General features: G+C 45.6%; 9 protein-coding genes. 8 read left to right on the plus strand and 1 reads right to left on the minus strand.

The genetic code is table 11. The features are described 5' to 3' along the window. Positions 1–210 precede the first annotated feature (210 nt). From rpoB to FIS9605_RS0112830, 7 genes are all read left to right on the plus strand, one after another. Positions 211–3,537 (plus strand): DNA-directed RNA polymerase subunit beta, encoded by a 3,327-nt coding sequence (gene rpoB / locus FIS9605_RS0112800; RefSeq protein ID WP_026732932.1) that lies wholly within the window; start codon positions 211–213, stop codon positions 3,535–3,537. A gap of 181 nt (positions 3,538–3,718) precedes the next feature. Next, positions 3,719–5,596, plus strand: a complete 1,878-nt coding sequence (locus FIS9605_RS0112805; RefSeq protein ID WP_026732933.1) for a DNA-directed RNA polymerase subunit gamma — start codon at positions 3,719–3,721, stop codon at positions 5,594–5,596. A 144-nt stretch (positions 5,597–5,740) separates the two neighbouring features. Further along, positions 5,741–9,802: a DNA-directed RNA polymerase subunit beta'' gene (locus FIS9605_RS0112810; RefSeq protein ID WP_026732934.1), complete on the plus strand. Its 4,062-nt coding sequence runs from the start codon at positions 5,741–5,743 to the stop codon at positions 9,800–9,802. A 1,304-nt stretch (positions 9,803–11,106) separates the two neighbouring features. Then, positions 11,107–12,408 (plus strand): histidinol dehydrogenase, encoded by a 1,302-nt coding sequence (gene hisD, locus FIS9605_RS0112815; RefSeq protein ID WP_026732935.1) that lies wholly within the window; start codon positions 11,107–11,109, stop codon positions 12,406–12,408. A gap of 257 nt (positions 12,409–12,665) precedes the next feature. Next, positions 12,666–13,091 (plus strand): universal stress protein, encoded by a 426-nt coding sequence (locus FIS9605_RS0112820; RefSeq protein WP_026732936.1) that lies wholly within the window; start codon positions 12,666–12,668, stop codon positions 13,089–13,091. Positions 13,092–13,270: 179 nt separating this feature from the next. After that, a complete protein-coding gene (gene ppk1 / locus FIS9605_RS0112825) occupies positions 13,271–15,487 on the plus strand; it encodes a polyphosphate kinase 1 (RefSeq protein WP_026732937.1) in 2,217 nt (738 codons plus the stop codon). Between the two features lie 128 nt (positions 15,488–15,615). Next, positions 15,616–16,032 (plus strand): response regulator, encoded by a 417-nt coding sequence (locus tag FIS9605_RS0112830; protein ID WP_026732938.1) that lies wholly within the window; start codon positions 15,616–15,618, stop codon positions 16,030–16,032. Between the two features lie 150 nt (positions 16,033–16,182). Here the strand turns inward: FIS9605_RS0112830 and FIS9605_RS0112835 are convergent, their stop codons facing one another. Next, positions 16,183–16,362: a hypothetical protein gene (locus FIS9605_RS0112835; RefSeq protein ID WP_026732939.1), complete on the minus strand. Its 180-nt coding sequence runs from the start codon at positions 16,360–16,362 to the stop codon at positions 16,183–16,185. A 139-nt stretch (positions 16,363–16,501) separates the two neighbouring features. On the opposite strand from FIS9605_RS0112835, the gene FIS9605_RS0112840 reads away from it, so the two are divergent. Next, on the plus strand, positions 16,502–17,050 hold the full coding sequence (locus FIS9605_RS0112840) for a DUF2854 domain-containing protein (RefSeq protein ID WP_026732940.1): 549 nt from the start codon (positions 16,502–16,504) through the stop codon (positions 17,048–17,050). The last annotated feature ends 2 nt before the right edge of the window (positions 17,051–17,052 follow it).

Raw genomic sequence — 17,052 nt, forward strand, 5'->3', positions numbered from 1 at the left:
GGAGGGAGAAGTTGAGGAGAGCAAAACACATTCCGGTAAAGCTGAACCATATATTCTGGGGGAATCGGCAAATTAGGGCAATTGCCCTATTGCCAAAATGGCTCTTTCCAGGTTTAATTGCTCCGTTTGCCTGAAAGAGCACCCAGCAGGTGGTGTAAGGAGAAGTTCCCACACACCCACAAGTTTAACCAGGTTGACAAAGGTAGAGGCATGACTAACGACACAATTATGGAACCCGCCTTTTTGTTGCCCGACTTGATTGAAATCCAGCGTTCTAGTTTTCGTTGGTTTCTAGAAGAAGGGCTAATCGAAGAACTTAACTCCTTTAGTCCAATTACTGACTACACTGGCAAACTCGAGCTGCACTTTCTGGGTCAGAACTACAAGCTGAAGGAGCCAAAGTACGACGTTGATGAAGCAAAGCGGCGGGATAGCACTTATGCCGTGCAAATGTATGTACCCACACGTTTGATCAACAAAGAAACGGGGGAAATCAAAGAGCAAGAAGTATTTATTGGGGATTTGCCTCTGATGACAGAGCGCGGCACATTTATCATTAACGGTGCCGAGCGGGTAATTGTCAACCAGATAGTGCGATCGCCAGGAGTATACTACAAATCTGAAATTGACAAAAACGGACGGCGTACTTATTCAGCTAGTTTAATTCCTAACCGGGGAGCTTGGCTAAAATTTGAAACAGACCGTAACGACTTAGTGTGGGTACGCATCGACAAAACCCGCAAACTGTCGGCACAGGTGCTGCTGAAAGCATTGGGACTGTCAGATAACGAAATCTTTGACGCCCTACGCCACCCCGAGTACTTCCAAAAAACTATCGAAAAAGAAGGGCAATTTTCCGAAGAAGAAGCCCTGATGGAGTTGTATCGCAAACTGCGTCCGGGTGAACCACCCACAGTTCTAGGCGGACAACAGCTCCTCGACTCTCGTTTTTTCGATCCCAAACGCTACGACTTGGGGCGAGTGGGACGGTACAAGCTCAACAAGAAACTGCGCCTGCAAGTACCAGAAACAATGCGGGTACTCACCCCCCAAGATATCTTGGCAGCAGTCGATTACCTCATCAACCTCGAATACGACATTGGCAACACAGACGATATCGACCACCTCGGTAATCGCCGAGTCAGAAGTGTGGGCGAATTGCTGCAAAACCAAGTCCGAGTTGGTTTAAACCGTTTGGAACGGATTATTCGCGAACGGATGACTGTATCCGATGCTGAGGTTTTGACTCCTGCTTCTCTGGTCAACCCCAAACCATTGGTAGCGGCAATTAAAGAATTCTTTGGCTCCAGCCAATTGTCGCAGTTCATGGATCAGACCAACCCCTTAGCAGAATTGACCCACAAACGCCGTCTTTCTGCCCTTGGCCCTGGTGGTTTGACCCGCGAACGCGCTGGCTTTGCCGTGCGGGATATCCACCCTTCCCACTACGGACGCATTTGCCCGATTGAAACACCAGAAGGGCCCAACGCTGGTTTGATTGGTTCGTTGGCAACTCATGCACGGGTGAATCAGTATGGCTTTTTGGAAACTCCTTTCCGTCCTGTCGAAAATGGGCGTCTTAGGTATGACTTGCCACCAGTGTACATGACCGCCGATGAAGAAGACGACTTCCGGGTAGCGGCTGGAGATGCGCCTATTGATGAAAATGGCCACCTCATGGGGCCTGAAGTACCAGTACGCTATCGCCAGGAATTCTCCACCACAACACCGGAACAAGTAGACTATGTCGCAGTTTCCCCCGTACAAATTGTGTCGGTGGCTACGAGCATGATTCCATTCTTGGAGCATGACGACGCTAACCGCGCTCTCATGGGGTCAAACATGCAGCGGCAGGCAGTACCCCTACTCAAACCAGAGCGTCCTTTAGTAGGTACGGGCTTAGAAGCTCAGGGAGCGAGGGACTCTGGGATGGTGATTGTATCGCGCACTGATGGGGATGTGGTCTATGTAGATGCCACTAAGATTCGGGTGCGTCCGCGCCTACGTCCAGGTGAGGAAAACTCCAAGTCCGCCTCTGCTGAAATTGAGTACACCCTGTCCAAGTATCAGCGCTCTAACCAAGACACCTGTCTCAACCAAAAACCCCTCGTCCGCATCGGCGAACGGGTTGTTGCTGGCCAAGTGCTCGCAGATGGCTCTTCTACAGAGGGCGGAGAATTGGCACTGGGACAGAATATTGTCATCGCTTACATGCCTTGGGAAGGCTACAACTACGAAGACGCGATTTTGATTTCTGAAAGATTGGTACAGGATGATATCTATACCTCCATTCACATTGAAAAATATGAAATAGAGGCCAGACAAACCAAACTGGGACCAGAAGAAATCACCAGAGAAATTCCCAACGTCGGTGAAGACGCTTTGCGAAACTTGGATGAACAGGGAATCATCCGCATTGGTGCTTGGGTAGAAGCCGGAGATATTCTGGTTGGTAAAGTCACTCCCAAGGGTGAATCCGACCAACCACCAGAAGAAAAACTGCTACGGGCAATCTTCGGTGAAAAAGCACGGGATGTACGGGATAACTCCTTGCGCGTACCCAACGGTGAAAAAGGACGCGTCGTTGACGTGCGGATCTTTACCCGCGAACAAGGTGACGAACTGCCACCGGGAGCCAACATGGTAGTGCGGGTATATGTAGCCCAGAAGCGTAAAATCCAAGTTGGTGACAAAATGGCGGGACGCCACGGCAACAAGGGGATTATTTCCAAGATATTGCCGATGGAAGATATGCCGTATTTGCCCGATGGTTCGCCAGTAGACATCGTACTCAATCCCCTAGGCGTGCCTAGCCGGATGAACGTCGGACAGGTATTTGAGTGTCTGTTGGGTTGGGCTGGTCACATCATGGGAGTGCGGTTTAAGATTACGCCTTTTGACGAAATGTACGGTCAAGAGGCGTCCCGCACCATTGTGCATGGCAAGTTGCAAGAAGCACGGGACGAAACCGGCAAAAAATGGGTATTTAACCCAGATGACCCAGGCAAAATCATGGTGTATGACGGTCGTACGGGCGAACCCTTTGACCGACCAGTGACTGTGGGTGTGGCTTACATGCTGAAACTGGTACACCTAGTAGACGACAAAATCCACGCCCGTTCCACTGGCCCATACTCCTTGGTTACTCAGCAGCCCTTGGGTGGTAAGGCACAGCAAGGCGGCCAGCGGTTTGGAGAAATGGAAGTGTGGGCATTGGAGGCCTTTGGTGCAGCTTACACCTTGCAGGAATTGCTCACAGTTAAGTCTGATGATATGCAGGGGCGAAACGAAGCACTCAATGCGATCGTTAAAGGCAAAGCAATTCCTCGACCAGGAACGCCAGAGTCTTTTAAGGTGTTGATGCGAGAATTGCAGTCTTTAGGATTGGACATTGCTGTTCATAAGGTGGAAACCCAAACAGATGGCAGTACCGTAGATGTGGAAGTTGATTTGATGGCAGACAATAGTGCCCGTCGCACACCTCCACGCCCAACTTATGAATCTTTGAGCCGCGAGTCGCTGGAAGAAGAAGAGTAAAAGTAATGATGAATTATGAATGATGAATTAGGAAATGAGGAAACTCTTTTTGCATAATTCATACTTCATAATTCATAATTTCCACAATTGAATACCTTGAATAACGCGACAACAAAAGGTCGCATTGCTGGGGAAGAAGCTCCTTTCATAACTCATAATTCATAATTCATAATTTCGAGAGATGAGACACGCCCAAACTAATCAGTTTGACTACGTTAAAATCGGCTTGGCATCACCAGAACGCATACGAGTATGGGGCGAAAGAACATTGCCCAACGGTCAGGTAGTCGGTGAAGTTACTAAGCCAGAAACGATTAACTACCGAACTCTTAAACCAGAGATGGATGGTTTGTTCTGCGAGCGCATCTTTGGCCCGGCTAAAGATTGGGAATGCCATTGCGGAAAGTATAAAAGAGTACGGCACCGGGGAATTGTTTGCGAACGCTGTGGTGTGGAAGTCACCGAATCGCGAGTACGTCGCCACCGCATGGGCTATATTAAACTCGCCGCACCTGTAGCTCACGTTTGGTACCTCAAAGGTATTCCCAGTTATATTTCCATTCTGCTGGATATGCCCCTGCGGGATGTAGAGCAAATTGTGTATTTCAATTCCTATGTTGTTCTTAGTCCAGGTAATGCCGAAACCTTAAGTTATAAACAGCTACTCAGTGAAGACCAGTGGCTAGAAATTGAAGACCAGATTTACAGCGAAGATTCTACTTTGCAAGGTGTAGAAGTAGGCATTGGTGCAGAAGCTTTGCTGCGCCTACTAGCTGATATTAACCTCGAACAAGAAGCGGAAACTCTGCGGGAAGAGATCACTACCGCCAAAGGTCAAAAACGAGCGAAGCTAATTAAGCGCTTGCGGGTAATCGACAACTTTATCGCCACCGGTTCCAAACCAGAGTGGATGGTAATGACAGTAATTCCCGTAATTCCGCCGGACTTGCGCCCAATGGTACAGCTCGATGGTGGACGGTTTGCAACCAGCGATTTGAACGATTTGTATCGCCGGGTAATTAATCGTAATAACCGTCTAGCACGTTTGCAAGAAATTTTAGCTCCCGAGATTATCGTCCGCAATGAAAAGCGGATGCTGCAAGAAGCAGTAGACGCCTTGATTGATAATGGTCGGCGCGGACGGACAGTGGTAGGAGCAAATAACCGACCGCTGAAGTCTTTGTCAGACATCATTGAAGGTAAACAAGGGCGTTTCCGGCAGAACTTGCTGGGTAAACGGGTAGACTACTCCGGACGTTCTGTAATTGTAGTGGGGCCAAAGCTGAACATTCACCAATGCGGTTTGCCACGGGAAATGGCGATTGAGCTATTCCAGCCTTTCGTGATTCACCGTTTGATTCGCAGCGGCATGGTAAACAATATTAAAGCCGCGAAAAAGCTGATTTCACGATCTGACCCAAGTGTTTGGGATGTGCTGGAAGAGGTGATTGAAGGGCACCCAGTTTTGCTCAATCGTGCTCCTACCTTGCACCGTTTGGGTATTCAAGCTTTTGAACCAATTTTAGTGGAAGGAAGAGCCATCCAGCTACACCCATTGGTATGTCCGGCGTTTAACGCTGACTTTGACGGCGACCAAATGGCGGTACACGTACCGTTGTCTCTAGAATCACAAGCTGAGGCGCGGTTGTTGATGTTGGCTTCTAACAATATTTTGTCTCCAGCTACAGGTAAGCCAATCATCACACCCAGCCAAGATATGGTGTTAGGGTCATATTACTTAACCGCAGAAAACCCTCATGCTAAAAAGGGTGCGGGACGGTATTTTGCCTCTCTAGATGACGTAATTATGGCTTACGAGCAGGATCAAATTGACCTGCACGCCTATATCTATGTCCGCTATGACGGTGAAGTCGAGTCAGACCAAGCAGACAACGAGCCACAAGAAGTCATCGAAAATGGCGATGGTAGCCGAACCAAGCTATATAAATACCGTCGAGTTAGAGAAGACGCTCAGGGAAATTTAGTTTCTCAGTATATATACACAACACCAGGTCGTGTAATTTACAATAAAGCGATTCAGGAAGCGCTAGCAAGTTAGGAATTGTTGTTAGTTGTTAGTTGTTTGTTGTTTGTAACAACCAACTAACGACCAACCCTTCGGGTTCGGCAGTCGCTCATGGGGGGAACCCCCAAGACCGCGCTGCCTCACCATCAACTACCAACCACCAACAACTATTGACAAATGACTAACGACAAAATGATTTTCCGCAATCGCGTCGTTGACAAAGGTCAACTGCGAAATTTAATTTCTTGGGCGTTTACGCACTATGGTACAGCGCGGACGGCTGTGATGGCGGACAAATTAAAAGATTTGGGCTTCCGCTACGCTACCAAGGCTGGAGTTTCGATCAGTGTAGAAGATTTGATGGTGCCTCCTTCTAAGCGATCGCTCCTCGAAGCAGCAGAAGCAGAAATTCGCGCTACAGAAGAACGTTACCAACGTGGTGAAATCACGGAAGTAGAACGTTTCCAGAAAGTAATTGATACCTGGAACGGTACTTCCGAAGCCCTAAAAGACGAGGTCGTTACCCACTTCAAAAAGACAAATCCCCTCAACTCCGTGTATATGATGGCATTTTCCGGAGCTAGGGGTAATATCTCCCAAGTCCGGCAATTGGTGGGAATGCGGGGACTGATGGCAGATCCGCAAGGGGAAATTATCGACTTGCCCATCAAAACAAATTTCCGGGAAGGACTTACCGTCACAGAATACATTATTTCTTCTTACGGTGCGCGTAAAGGATTGGTAGACACGGCGTTGCGGACAGCTGACTCTGGTTATCTGACCCGTCGTCTGGTTGACGTTTCCCAGGATGTGATTATCCGAGAATTTGACTGCGGCACTACCAGGGGAATTCCCATCCGGGCAATGACTGAAGGTAGCAAAGTCATGATTAACCTTGCCACGCGCCTGATGGGACGGGTAGTAGGAGAGGATGTCATCCATCCGACTACAAAAGAAGTGATTGCACCACGAAATACGCCCATTTCTGACGATCTGGCGAAAATAATCGAAAAATCCGGAGTTACTGAAGTAGTTGTGCGATCGCCCCTGACTTGTGAAGCAGCGCGATCGGTATGTCAACACTGCTATGGCTGGAGTCTTGCCCACGCGAAAATGGTGGATTTAGGCGAAGCCGTAGGTATTATTGCCGCACAAAGTATCGGTGAACCGGGTACCCAGTTAACCATGCGTACTTTCCACACTGGGGGTGTATTCACTGGTGAAGTGGCAAAACAAGTACGTGCCGATATCGATGGTACTGTTCGCTTCCCCCGCAGGATACGGACAAGACCCTACCGTACCCGCCACGGCGAAGATGCCTTGTATGTGGAAGCCAACGCCACCTTGACTCTGGAAGCTAGCAACTCAGACTCAACCAACAAGGAAATTCCTGTCACCCAAGGTTCAACCCTGTACGTCACTGACGGACAACAGGTCAAGCTGGGACAGTTAATTGCAGAAGTGGCACTCGGCGGACGTACAACTCGTGCCAATACAGAAAAAGCTGTTAAAGACGTAGCTTCTGACTTAGCAGGGGAAGTCAAGTTTGCCGATGTCGTAGCAGAACAAAAAACCGACCGTCAAGGCAATACCACTACCACAGCGGCGCGGGGTGGTTTGATTTGGATTTTGTCAGGGGAAGTTTATAACTTACCACCTGGAGCCGAATTAGTAGTTAAAGAAAACGACACCGTCGCCAGCAATGGTGTTTTGGCAGAAACTAAGCTAACCACTCAGCATGGTGGCGTGGTGCGTTTGCCAGAAGCAACCCCAGGCAAGTCTACACGGGAAATTGAAATTATCACCGCTTCTGTAGTTTTAGACCAAGCTACCGTCACCGTTCAAAGCTCTCAAGGTAAAAATAACTACCTAGTCACTACTGGTAACAACCAAGTCTTTAACCTCAGGGCAACCCCGGGCACCAAAGTCCAAAATGGTCAAGTGGTAGCTGAGTTGATTGATGACCGCTATCGCACTACTACCGGTGGCATGCTGAAATATGCTGGTGTGGAAGTCCAGAAAAAAGGTAAAGCCAAGCAAGGGTATGAAGTGGTGCAGGGAGGAACCCTACTGTGGATTCCAGAAGAAACCCACGAAGTTAACAAAGATATCTCCTTGCTGTTGGTAGAAGATGGTCAGTTTGTTGAAGCTGGGACTGAGGTAGTTAAAGATATCTTCTGCCAAAACAGTGGTGTGATCGAAGTCACCCAGAAAAACGACATTCTGCGGGAAGTGGTAATTAAGCCAGGCGAACTGCTAATGGTTGACGATCCAGAGGCAGTCATGGGCAAGGATAATACCTTTGTTCAACCTGGTGAGGAATTGCTGGGACAAGTTGTCAACGAACTGCGGTATATCCAGTATGTGGAAAGCCCAGAAGGTCCAGCCCTGTTGAGTCGTTCGGTAGTTGAGTATGCCGTACCGGATCACCCTGATGTCCCATCTACGACATCAGTAAGTCAACAAGCCGCACGTTCGATTCAATTGCGGGCTGTACAGCGACTGCCTTATAAAGATTCTGAGCGGGTTAAGTCTGTTGAAGGTGTGGAACTGCTGCGAACCCAACTGGTATTGGAAATCGAACAAGAAGGCGAACAAGACCATACCGCTTCTCCCTTGGCAGCAGATATTGAATTGGTGGCTGATAGCAATGATCCAGAAATTCAGCGCTTGCAGCTAGTGATTCTGGAGTCCTTGACGGTGCGTCGGGATATTGCTGCTGATGCCACTCAAGGTAGTACCCATACAACGCTTGAGGTTGAAGACGGACAAACCATTGCTCCAGGTGCTGTGGTGGCACGTACCCAAATCTTGTGTAAAGAAGGCGGTATTGTACGGGGCGTACAAAAAGGTACGGAAGCCGTTCGTCGTTGTTTGGTATTGCGTCAACAACACGACATGATCAAGATACATTCTACTGTCCAGCCCAAATTAAAAGTGGGTGACTTGGTAGTAGAAGGTACAGAAATTGTTCCAGGAGTCTTGGCCGAAGAATCTGGACAAGTCGTAGCAGTGCAAAAAGCAGAAGCCAAAGGAGAAGTTTCATCTGACGAATCAGCACTTACTACTCAAAACTACTCTGTCACCCTCCGCGTCGGTCGTCCTTACCGCGTCAGCGCTGGCGCTGTCTTGCAGGTAGAAGATGGTGATTTGGTGCAGCGCGGTGATAACTTGGTACTGCTGGTGTTTGAACGCGCTAAGACGGGAGATATCATTCAAGGTTTGCCCAGGATTGAGGAACTGCTCGAAGCTCGCAAACCAAAAGAGGCATGTATTTTAGCAAAAAGAGCGGGAGAAGTCAAGGTAATCTATGGCGATGGTGATGAAGCGATCGCAGTCAAAGTGATCGAACCCAACGGCGTAGTCACAGATTATCAAATCGGGCCTGGACAGAACTTGGTAGTTACAGATGGACAAACGGTGAGTGCAGGGCAGCCACTGACAGATGGCCCGGCTAATCCGCACGAAATCTTGGAAGTCTTCTTTAACCTTGGTTCTGAAGATGGAGTTTACGCCTGTGCCAGCCATGCCTTACAGAAGGTGCAAACCTTCCTGGTGAATGAAGTGCAATTGGTGTATCAGTCTCAAGGCATTGATATTGCCGATAAGCACATTGAAGTGATTGTCCGGCAGATGACCTCGAAAGTACGAGTAGATGATGGCGGTGATACCACTATGCTGCCTGGTGAGTTGGTAGAACTGCGCCAAATTGAACAAGTAAACGAAGCTATGGCCATCACTGGTGGTGCGAGAGCCCAATACACTCCCGTATTGTTAGGTATTACTAAAGCATCTTTGAATACCGATAGCTTCATTTCTGCCGCATCCTTCCAAGAAACAACTAGGGTATTGACCGAAGCAGCCATTGAAGGTAAATCTGACTGGCTGCGTGGTTTAAAAGAAAACGTAATTATCGGACGATTGATTCCCGCAGGAACAGGCTTTAATACCTATGAAGAACCTGGCATAGTCGAAGACTACGCAGAGGGAATTAGTAGTAGCGTCTTGGATGAAGTTGAAGATCCGTTAGATATGGTGCTGGATGACCGTACAGCCCGCACCTATAACTTGGATTCTCCAACTCTTGGGGTAGGGGAACCTACATTTGGTAGCAGACGCGTAGAAAATTCGATTTTGGATGATGATGACTTGATTCCTGGTGAAATCAACGACCTAACAGAAGACGAAGAAGAAGACGATTACGACGAGGACGACTACGACGACGAAGACGAAGAATAAACCAACACGGTGATGACTAAATGTAGGGAGTCGGTGAATTACTAAGTATTGTCACTGTCTCCCCGCGTTTCATCAAAAATCGGCGGCAAGCTCCGTCCCCTCATGGAAAGGTCTCTATCACCCGCTGACTTGGGGCAAGGGGCATGGGTAAGAAAACCAATGCCCAATTCCCTATCCCCAATTCCCAATTCCCAATTCCCAAAAACTCCACCCACAAGGGGATGGAGTTTTTTATTTTCTTTGTGTGCAAAGGATAAAGGTAGGAAGAAAAATAATGTTCATATAATGTTTATGAGATTTTCATACGTTATTGTGTTATGAAATCATCTGACTGAATTATTTAGAAAATAAGAGAGTTGTTAGCGGTTAATAGTTTTGTATTTTGTTTATTTCTTATTTCATTTAACCTACAATCAATACAGGTGACTTAATATAGAAGGCAATTGTGCCATCAAAACGGATAATTGTTATCCAAATACTTGACACCTAATTTATCTGTACTTGCTTACTTTGTTGAATGTTTCTTGCTCGTATCCTCTCAGAAAGATGTGTCTGTTAAATCAGTGACAGATTTTTTTTCTGAAAAATTGAATAAGTATATTTACTATGCTAAATTATGATTAAAGTTTTTTGAAAACACTCGCTCAAAATTTATCTCATACTTGTGAAAATATTAATTTTTGCTTGATAGTATTTATGAAAGTTCAATTATATTTTGTTTTCATCGCTGAAAATAAGTTAAAATTAGGTACTCGATAACCACGTTATCTAACTCACCACTTGGTAACAAGTGGTGGCAGTAGCCTGAAGTTTAGTCTGTCCCCAAAGGACTATATTGCTAGAGGTAAGAACCTGTGAATGGCTAAAATTCAAGGGTTTAAATGTAGACACCCGACCGCCTAGGTCTACAAAAAATGTTAGCTAGTAAATTAGAAAAATAAGCAAAAATTATAGAACAGACTCTAACCATTTGATACAAGGAAGACTAATTGTGAAAACCGCCATCCTGCAAAGTATGAAGAATGGCAAATGTAAACAAGTTGAATATTGGTAAGTTTAGTCTCAGTAGTAATTAGCTTTGCTTTCTTGATTACTTCTGAGTCAACCAAAAATCAACTAAGACTATCGCATCGCAGTTTAGTCTTCCGATTGGGAAAACCATGTGCTAAAAGCTGTGGAAGTATCAAAAAAATCCAGGTTAAGCTAGAAAAGAGAGTAGGTGTTAGCTACCGAAACCCCTTGGGGCAAGGAGCAAGACTCATTCTCAGGCGGGAATATTCTAAAGTTGGCATTGTCCTTACTCCATGCTGCGAATCATTACTCAGCAGGCAGACGTCAGATCGGAATTACAAAGGATCTGCGATCGCACCCATGATGAACAGGTGCTTCATAAAGAAGCAACAGTGCGGGAAGTGTTGCAAGCGGTGAAGCGCCAAGGTGATAGAGCTGTATTGCATTATACGGGAGAATTTGATCATCAAATTCTCAAGCCAGAAGAAATGCGCGTTACAGGCTCAGAACTAGATGCTGCCTACCAACAGGTCTCCAAAGAACTGCTGGAAGCAATTCAGCTAGCTTGTCGCCAAATTGAAGCATTTCACCGCCAACGAGTGCCAAAAAGCTGGGTACACTTTGGCGATGATGATGTAGTACTGGGTAAACGTTATACCCCTGTAGATCGAGCAGGAATTTACGTACCTGGTGGTCGTGCGGCATATCCGAGTACAGTATTGATGAATGCGATTCCAGCCAAGGTAGCGGGAGTCCCACATGTGGTGATGGTAACACCACCAGGAGCTGGAAAAACGCTCCCCCCAGCAGTATTAGTAGCTGCCCAAGAAGTCGGGGTACAGGAGATTTATCGGGTAGGAGGAGCGCAAGCGATCGCTGCTTTAGCGTACGGTACAAAAACAATTCCAAAAGTAGACGTTATTACCGGGCCGGGTAATATTTATGTGACACTAGCAAAAAAACTTGTCTACGGGACAGTTGGTATAGATTCTTTGGCAGGGCCAAGCGAAGTGCTAATTATTGCCGATGAAACTGCAAATCCCGTCCATGTGGCAGCAGATATGCTAGCGCAAGCCGAACACGATCCAATGGCGGCGGCAATCTTACTGACGACCGATCCGGCTCTAGCTAAGAACGTGCAAGTTGCAGTGGAAAGACAGCTGGTGGATCACCCCAGACGCACCCTAACAGAGAAAGCACTTGCTCACTATGGCTTGATTGTGATTGTAGAATCCCTGGAAGCGGCAGCCGAACTATCCAACGAATTTGCCCCCGAGCATCTAGAGTTGGAAGTAGAAGATCCTTGGGCAGTACTACCACTTATTCGCCATGCTGGTGCAATTTTCTTGGGTTATTCCACACCGGAAGCTGTAGGAGACTACATTGCCGGGCCCAACCATACCTTACCAACTTCTGGTGCAGCCCGCTATGCTTCGGCATTGGGAGTAGAAACTTTCCTTAAACACTCAAGCATTATCCAATATTCGCAGACTGCACTAGAAAAAGTCGCAGGTGCAATTGATGCTCTTGCCACTGCCGAAGGCTTACCTTCGCACACTGATTCTGTCAGACGTCGAGTTCAAAAAGAAGAATAAATCAGGGAGTAGTTAGTAGTTAGTAGTTAGTAGATAGTTGTTTGTTTTTGACCACTAACCACTAACCACTAACCAGCAACTAAATAATTATTAAGTTTTTTCTATAGTTTTGACCAAAATCAAATTATTGGCGTCAAACTGAAAGCTTAAAGCTATACAAACTTACTTCCTTCTTGGAAAAAAGTAATTGTAGCCGCCAATCACATATCTATAGCAAATTTTGATTTAAGGGGTCTACTTTTTTGGAGACACAAGCAGTGCTAAAGACTATTTTGGTAGCTCTGGACGCTTCAGGTATTGCAGAGCGAGTCATTGAGAGTTTAAACGACTTGGTACTGCCAAAAGATGGTAAAGTCATCCTTTGTCATGTTTTTCCGCCTCCAGACTCAGAAATGGAACTTCCTGCCGATCGTCCTCACTCAGAGTCACCAGCACTTTCTTATCTACACATCGAAAAACAACTGCAAGCCTACCAAGCCCAGTTGCCTGTTGAAAGTGAAATTGAACTAGTCACCGGCGATCCAGCAGAAGAAATTATTCGCCTTGCTAATATTTATAAGGCTGATTTGATTGTGATTGGCAGTCGCGGACTAACTGGTATGAACCGAATTGTCCAAGGCTCTGTGAGTAGCCAAGTCGTAGAAGAAGCCCATTGTTCAGTAATGGTGGTGAAGCCAAGATAAAAAGTCATCAGCGTTGGATAATAATATCCGCTGAGGCTTGATTTCAATTACTATGTATATTATCAGACTTATCGACTAACAGAAGTCAAAGCGTTGCAGGAAAACATCTCTGGCTGAGCTAGCAGATAAGTCTATTCTCATAGAGTGTATGGGCTGCGTTTGCCTGTATTTAGGTAATCATGCCGAAATCTAAAAAAACTTCTAATCAACAAATAAATCTCAGCGATCCGCAATATTATCTGAACCGTGAGTTAAGCTGGCTAGAGTTTAATAGCAGGGTACTGCATGAAGCGATAGACCCACGCACGCCTCTGCTCGAACGTCTCAAGTTTTTAGCCATCTTTAGTTCTAACCTAGATGAATTTTTCATGGTACGTGTTGCAGTTTTAAAGCAACAGGTAGAAGCAAAAGTCAGTCGATTAAGTTTTGATGGTCGCACGCCGCAACAGCAGCTAGATGAGATTAGTTTTTTCCTACGTCCTCTGATAGCCCAACAACACCAACATTTTGAAGAAGTACTGCGACCACTTTTAGCAAATCATGGCATCCATATTTTGGATTACATAGATTTGACAGAAAAACAGCGGAAATATTTAGATAATTATTTTGAGGAGCAAATATTTCCTGTTATAACTCCCCTCGCTGTTGATCCCAGCCATCCTTTTCCCTACATTTCCAATCTCAGCTTAAATCTGGCAGTTGTAGTTAAAAACCCAGAAACAGAAGAAGAATTATTTGCCAGAGTCAAAGTCCCGACTGTTATACCAAGATTTTTGGCTTTACCACCAGAGTTGGGAATTCAGCACCAAGGTAAACCTGCTCTTTGGACTGGTGTACCTTTGGAACAAGCGATCGCCCATAATTTGGAGTCCCTATTTCCAGGGATGAACATTCAGGAATATCATCCCTTCCGGATTACTCGTGACGCTGACCTGGAATTAGAAGAAGATGAAGCCGACGATTTACTACTTTTAATTGAGCAGGAACTACGAAAACGACGGGTTGGTGGTAATCCTGTCAGGATAGAAATTCAATCCCAAACTCCTGAAGTTATACGCAACCGACTGTTGCAAGATTTGGAATTATCAGAAAACGACATCTATGAAGTAGATGGTCTTTTAGGACTGCGCGACTTGATGTATTTTATGTCTGTGCCAGTGCCAGCAGAACTTAAAGACCCACCCTGGCAATCGGTCGTGCCTATCCGCTTACAACGCATTCGCGAACCAAATATAGGTTCGGAAATTCTAGAAATAGAGGAAGGAAAAGACTTTTTTGCTGTCATTCACGAACGGGATTTACTAGTTCACCATCCCTATCAATCTTTTTCGGCATCGGTAGTGCGTTTTATTACTAGTGCTGCCCATGACCCGAATGTCTTGGCAATTAAGATGACCCTTTATCGTACCTCCGGTGATTCACCAATAGTTAATGCTTTAATTGCTGCTGCTGAAAATGGCAAACAGGTATCTGTATTGGTGGAACTGAAGGCACGGTTTGATGAAGAGAATAATATTTACTGGGCAAGGCGTTTAGAAAGCGTCGGCGTTCATGTTGTTTACGGTCTGGTCGGTCTGAAAACCCACTGTAAACTCGTCATGGTCGTGCGGCGCGAACAAGACCGCATCCGTCGCTACGTACATATTGGTACTGGCAACTACAATCCGAAAACGGCACGACTTTATACCGACTTAGGATTATTTACCTGCCAAGAAGAACTAGGGGCAGATGTCACAGATGTATTCAACTTCTTGACGGGATACTCGCGACAAAAGTCTTATCGAAAGTTGTTGGTTGCGCCTGTGAATATGCGCGATCGCTTCGTTGGCTTAATCCAACGAGAAATTGAAAATGCTCAAAATGGGCTTTCTGGTCGGATTGTTGCCAAAATGAATTCTCTTGTCGATCCGCAAACTATTTCTACACTATATAAAGCTTCTCGCGTTGGTGTACAAATCGACCTGATTGTGCGGGGTATTTGCTGTTTGCGTCCTGGGCTGAAAGACATTAGCGAAAATATTCGCGTGATTAGTATTGTCGGTCGCTTTTTAGAACACTCCCGAATTTTTTATTTTTATAACAATGGTCAGGAAGAAATTTTTATTGGTAGCGCGGATTGGATGCCCCGGAATTTAGATCGTCGGGTGGAAGTAATTACCCCAGTACAAGACCCAGATATTGCTAAAGACTTGCAAGAAATATTGGGAATTATGCTAGCAGATAACCGCCAAGCCTGGGAATTACAAGCAGATGGCAGCTATATTCAAAGGCGTCCTGGTGAAGATTGTCCAGAAGTTAGCTCACAAAAAACCCTGATGTCTATGGCTTTAAACTCGCCCGCGATCGCCTCAACTCTGATTAATTCAAAAAAGAACTCTGTCCATCTTGATAGCTAGCTAAAAAGCAGCTTCAAAGCAATTATCATAAATGCAAAAAATTTATTCAACCATAGGATAGAGTTAGTTCTGGTATTTGTTCCCATAAACTATAAAGGTTGTTGTAAATTGACCTTTAGTTTGCTTGGATGTTGATGTTGTCTTGTGAGTCTTCTACCTTGCGCGTTTTAGTGGTTGACGATCACGAACTAACGCGTTTAACCCTGCAATTAATTTTTTCCGCTCAGGAAGATATTCAAGTTGTAGGGTTAGCCAGTAATGGTCAAGAAGCCATAGAAATGGTAAAGCGCCACGAGCCTGACGTGATTGTTCTAGATTTGCAAATGCCAGTCATGGATGGCTGGAGTGCGTCTTCTGAGATTAAAGCTATTGCTCCTGAGACTCAGATTATTGCCTATTCCTCTATAGATGACCTGAAATTTCAAGAAGCAAAAGCAAGAGCTAGTTTAGACGCTTTTTGCAAAAAGGATGTACCGACTACAGAACTAGTTTCTTTAGTCAAGCAGTTGGGACAACGTATAGCTAATGGTTCAGTGAGAGGATAAATGACACAGCTAAGAGACTCGGCTAAGCCAAAAAAGATAGAACTTTGGGAACCTGGAAATTTGGAACTAATACAAAAGGCGTCGATAGAACCGAAAGTTAGCGGTTGCTACCGACGCCAGTATTTATTTTTGTAACTTAGTTAGGCTTAATTAGGGTTCCATTTCTGGAAAGGTGCGTCTATATTCATCTATTAACTCATCCATTTCTTCCAAAGCCTGATTTACGTCCACTCTCAAAGTTCCTAGATTTGGTTGCTCTAGCAAGTTAAGCAAGTACTCTCGTTTACTTTGAATTTGGGCAATTCGTTCTTTGATCATCTGTGGGTCCATTATCTTATTTCCGCCTGGAACTCTCCTCACATTTAAAGTTAACTCAAAAAAACCGAGACTTTCGTTATCCTCTTCCCTAATCTGTGAGCGATCGCCGATGATAATAAAACTGAGCTGCTAAGAATTACAACTTAAGATCATGTTTCGCCAAGTTTCTTTGGGAATGCTGGGTTTAACCATCGGCGGTATCTTAACCATCATCGGCATCGCCGCCTACGCTAACGATAATGCCACTCTCAATCTGATTGGATTTTTTTATGGGATTCCGCTAGTCCTAGGAGGACTGGCACTCAAAGCTAATGAACTCAAACCCGTACCCTTCAGCAAAGCCACTACGCCGCAAGTTTTGGCACTGCGGGAGCAGCAAGCCACTACGACTCAAAATAAAATTCGCAAAGACATCACCCGCTACAGCTATGGTCAAAACGCCCATTTCGAGCGGGCTTTATCTTACTTAAGTCTAAGTTCCTCAGACGATGAGTTACCAGTCCTCACAGGGTTAAGAGAAGAAGAAATTAACGGAAATTACGCCTTAATTTTAGAATTTGATTCGCCGCTGATACCAATTGACGTTTGGCAGCAAAAACAAGAAAAAATGACTCATTATTTTGGCCCTGGAGTGAAAGTTGAAGTCACACAACCAGGTGAAAATAAAATTGAACTGGCACTAATTACCACTTCAAAATAGTC

Origin of the sequence: Fischerella sp. PCC 9605, from assembly GCF_000517105.1 — a bacterium.
Classification (GTDB): domain Bacteria; phylum Cyanobacteriota; class Cyanobacteriia; order Cyanobacteriales; family Nostocaceae; genus PCC9605.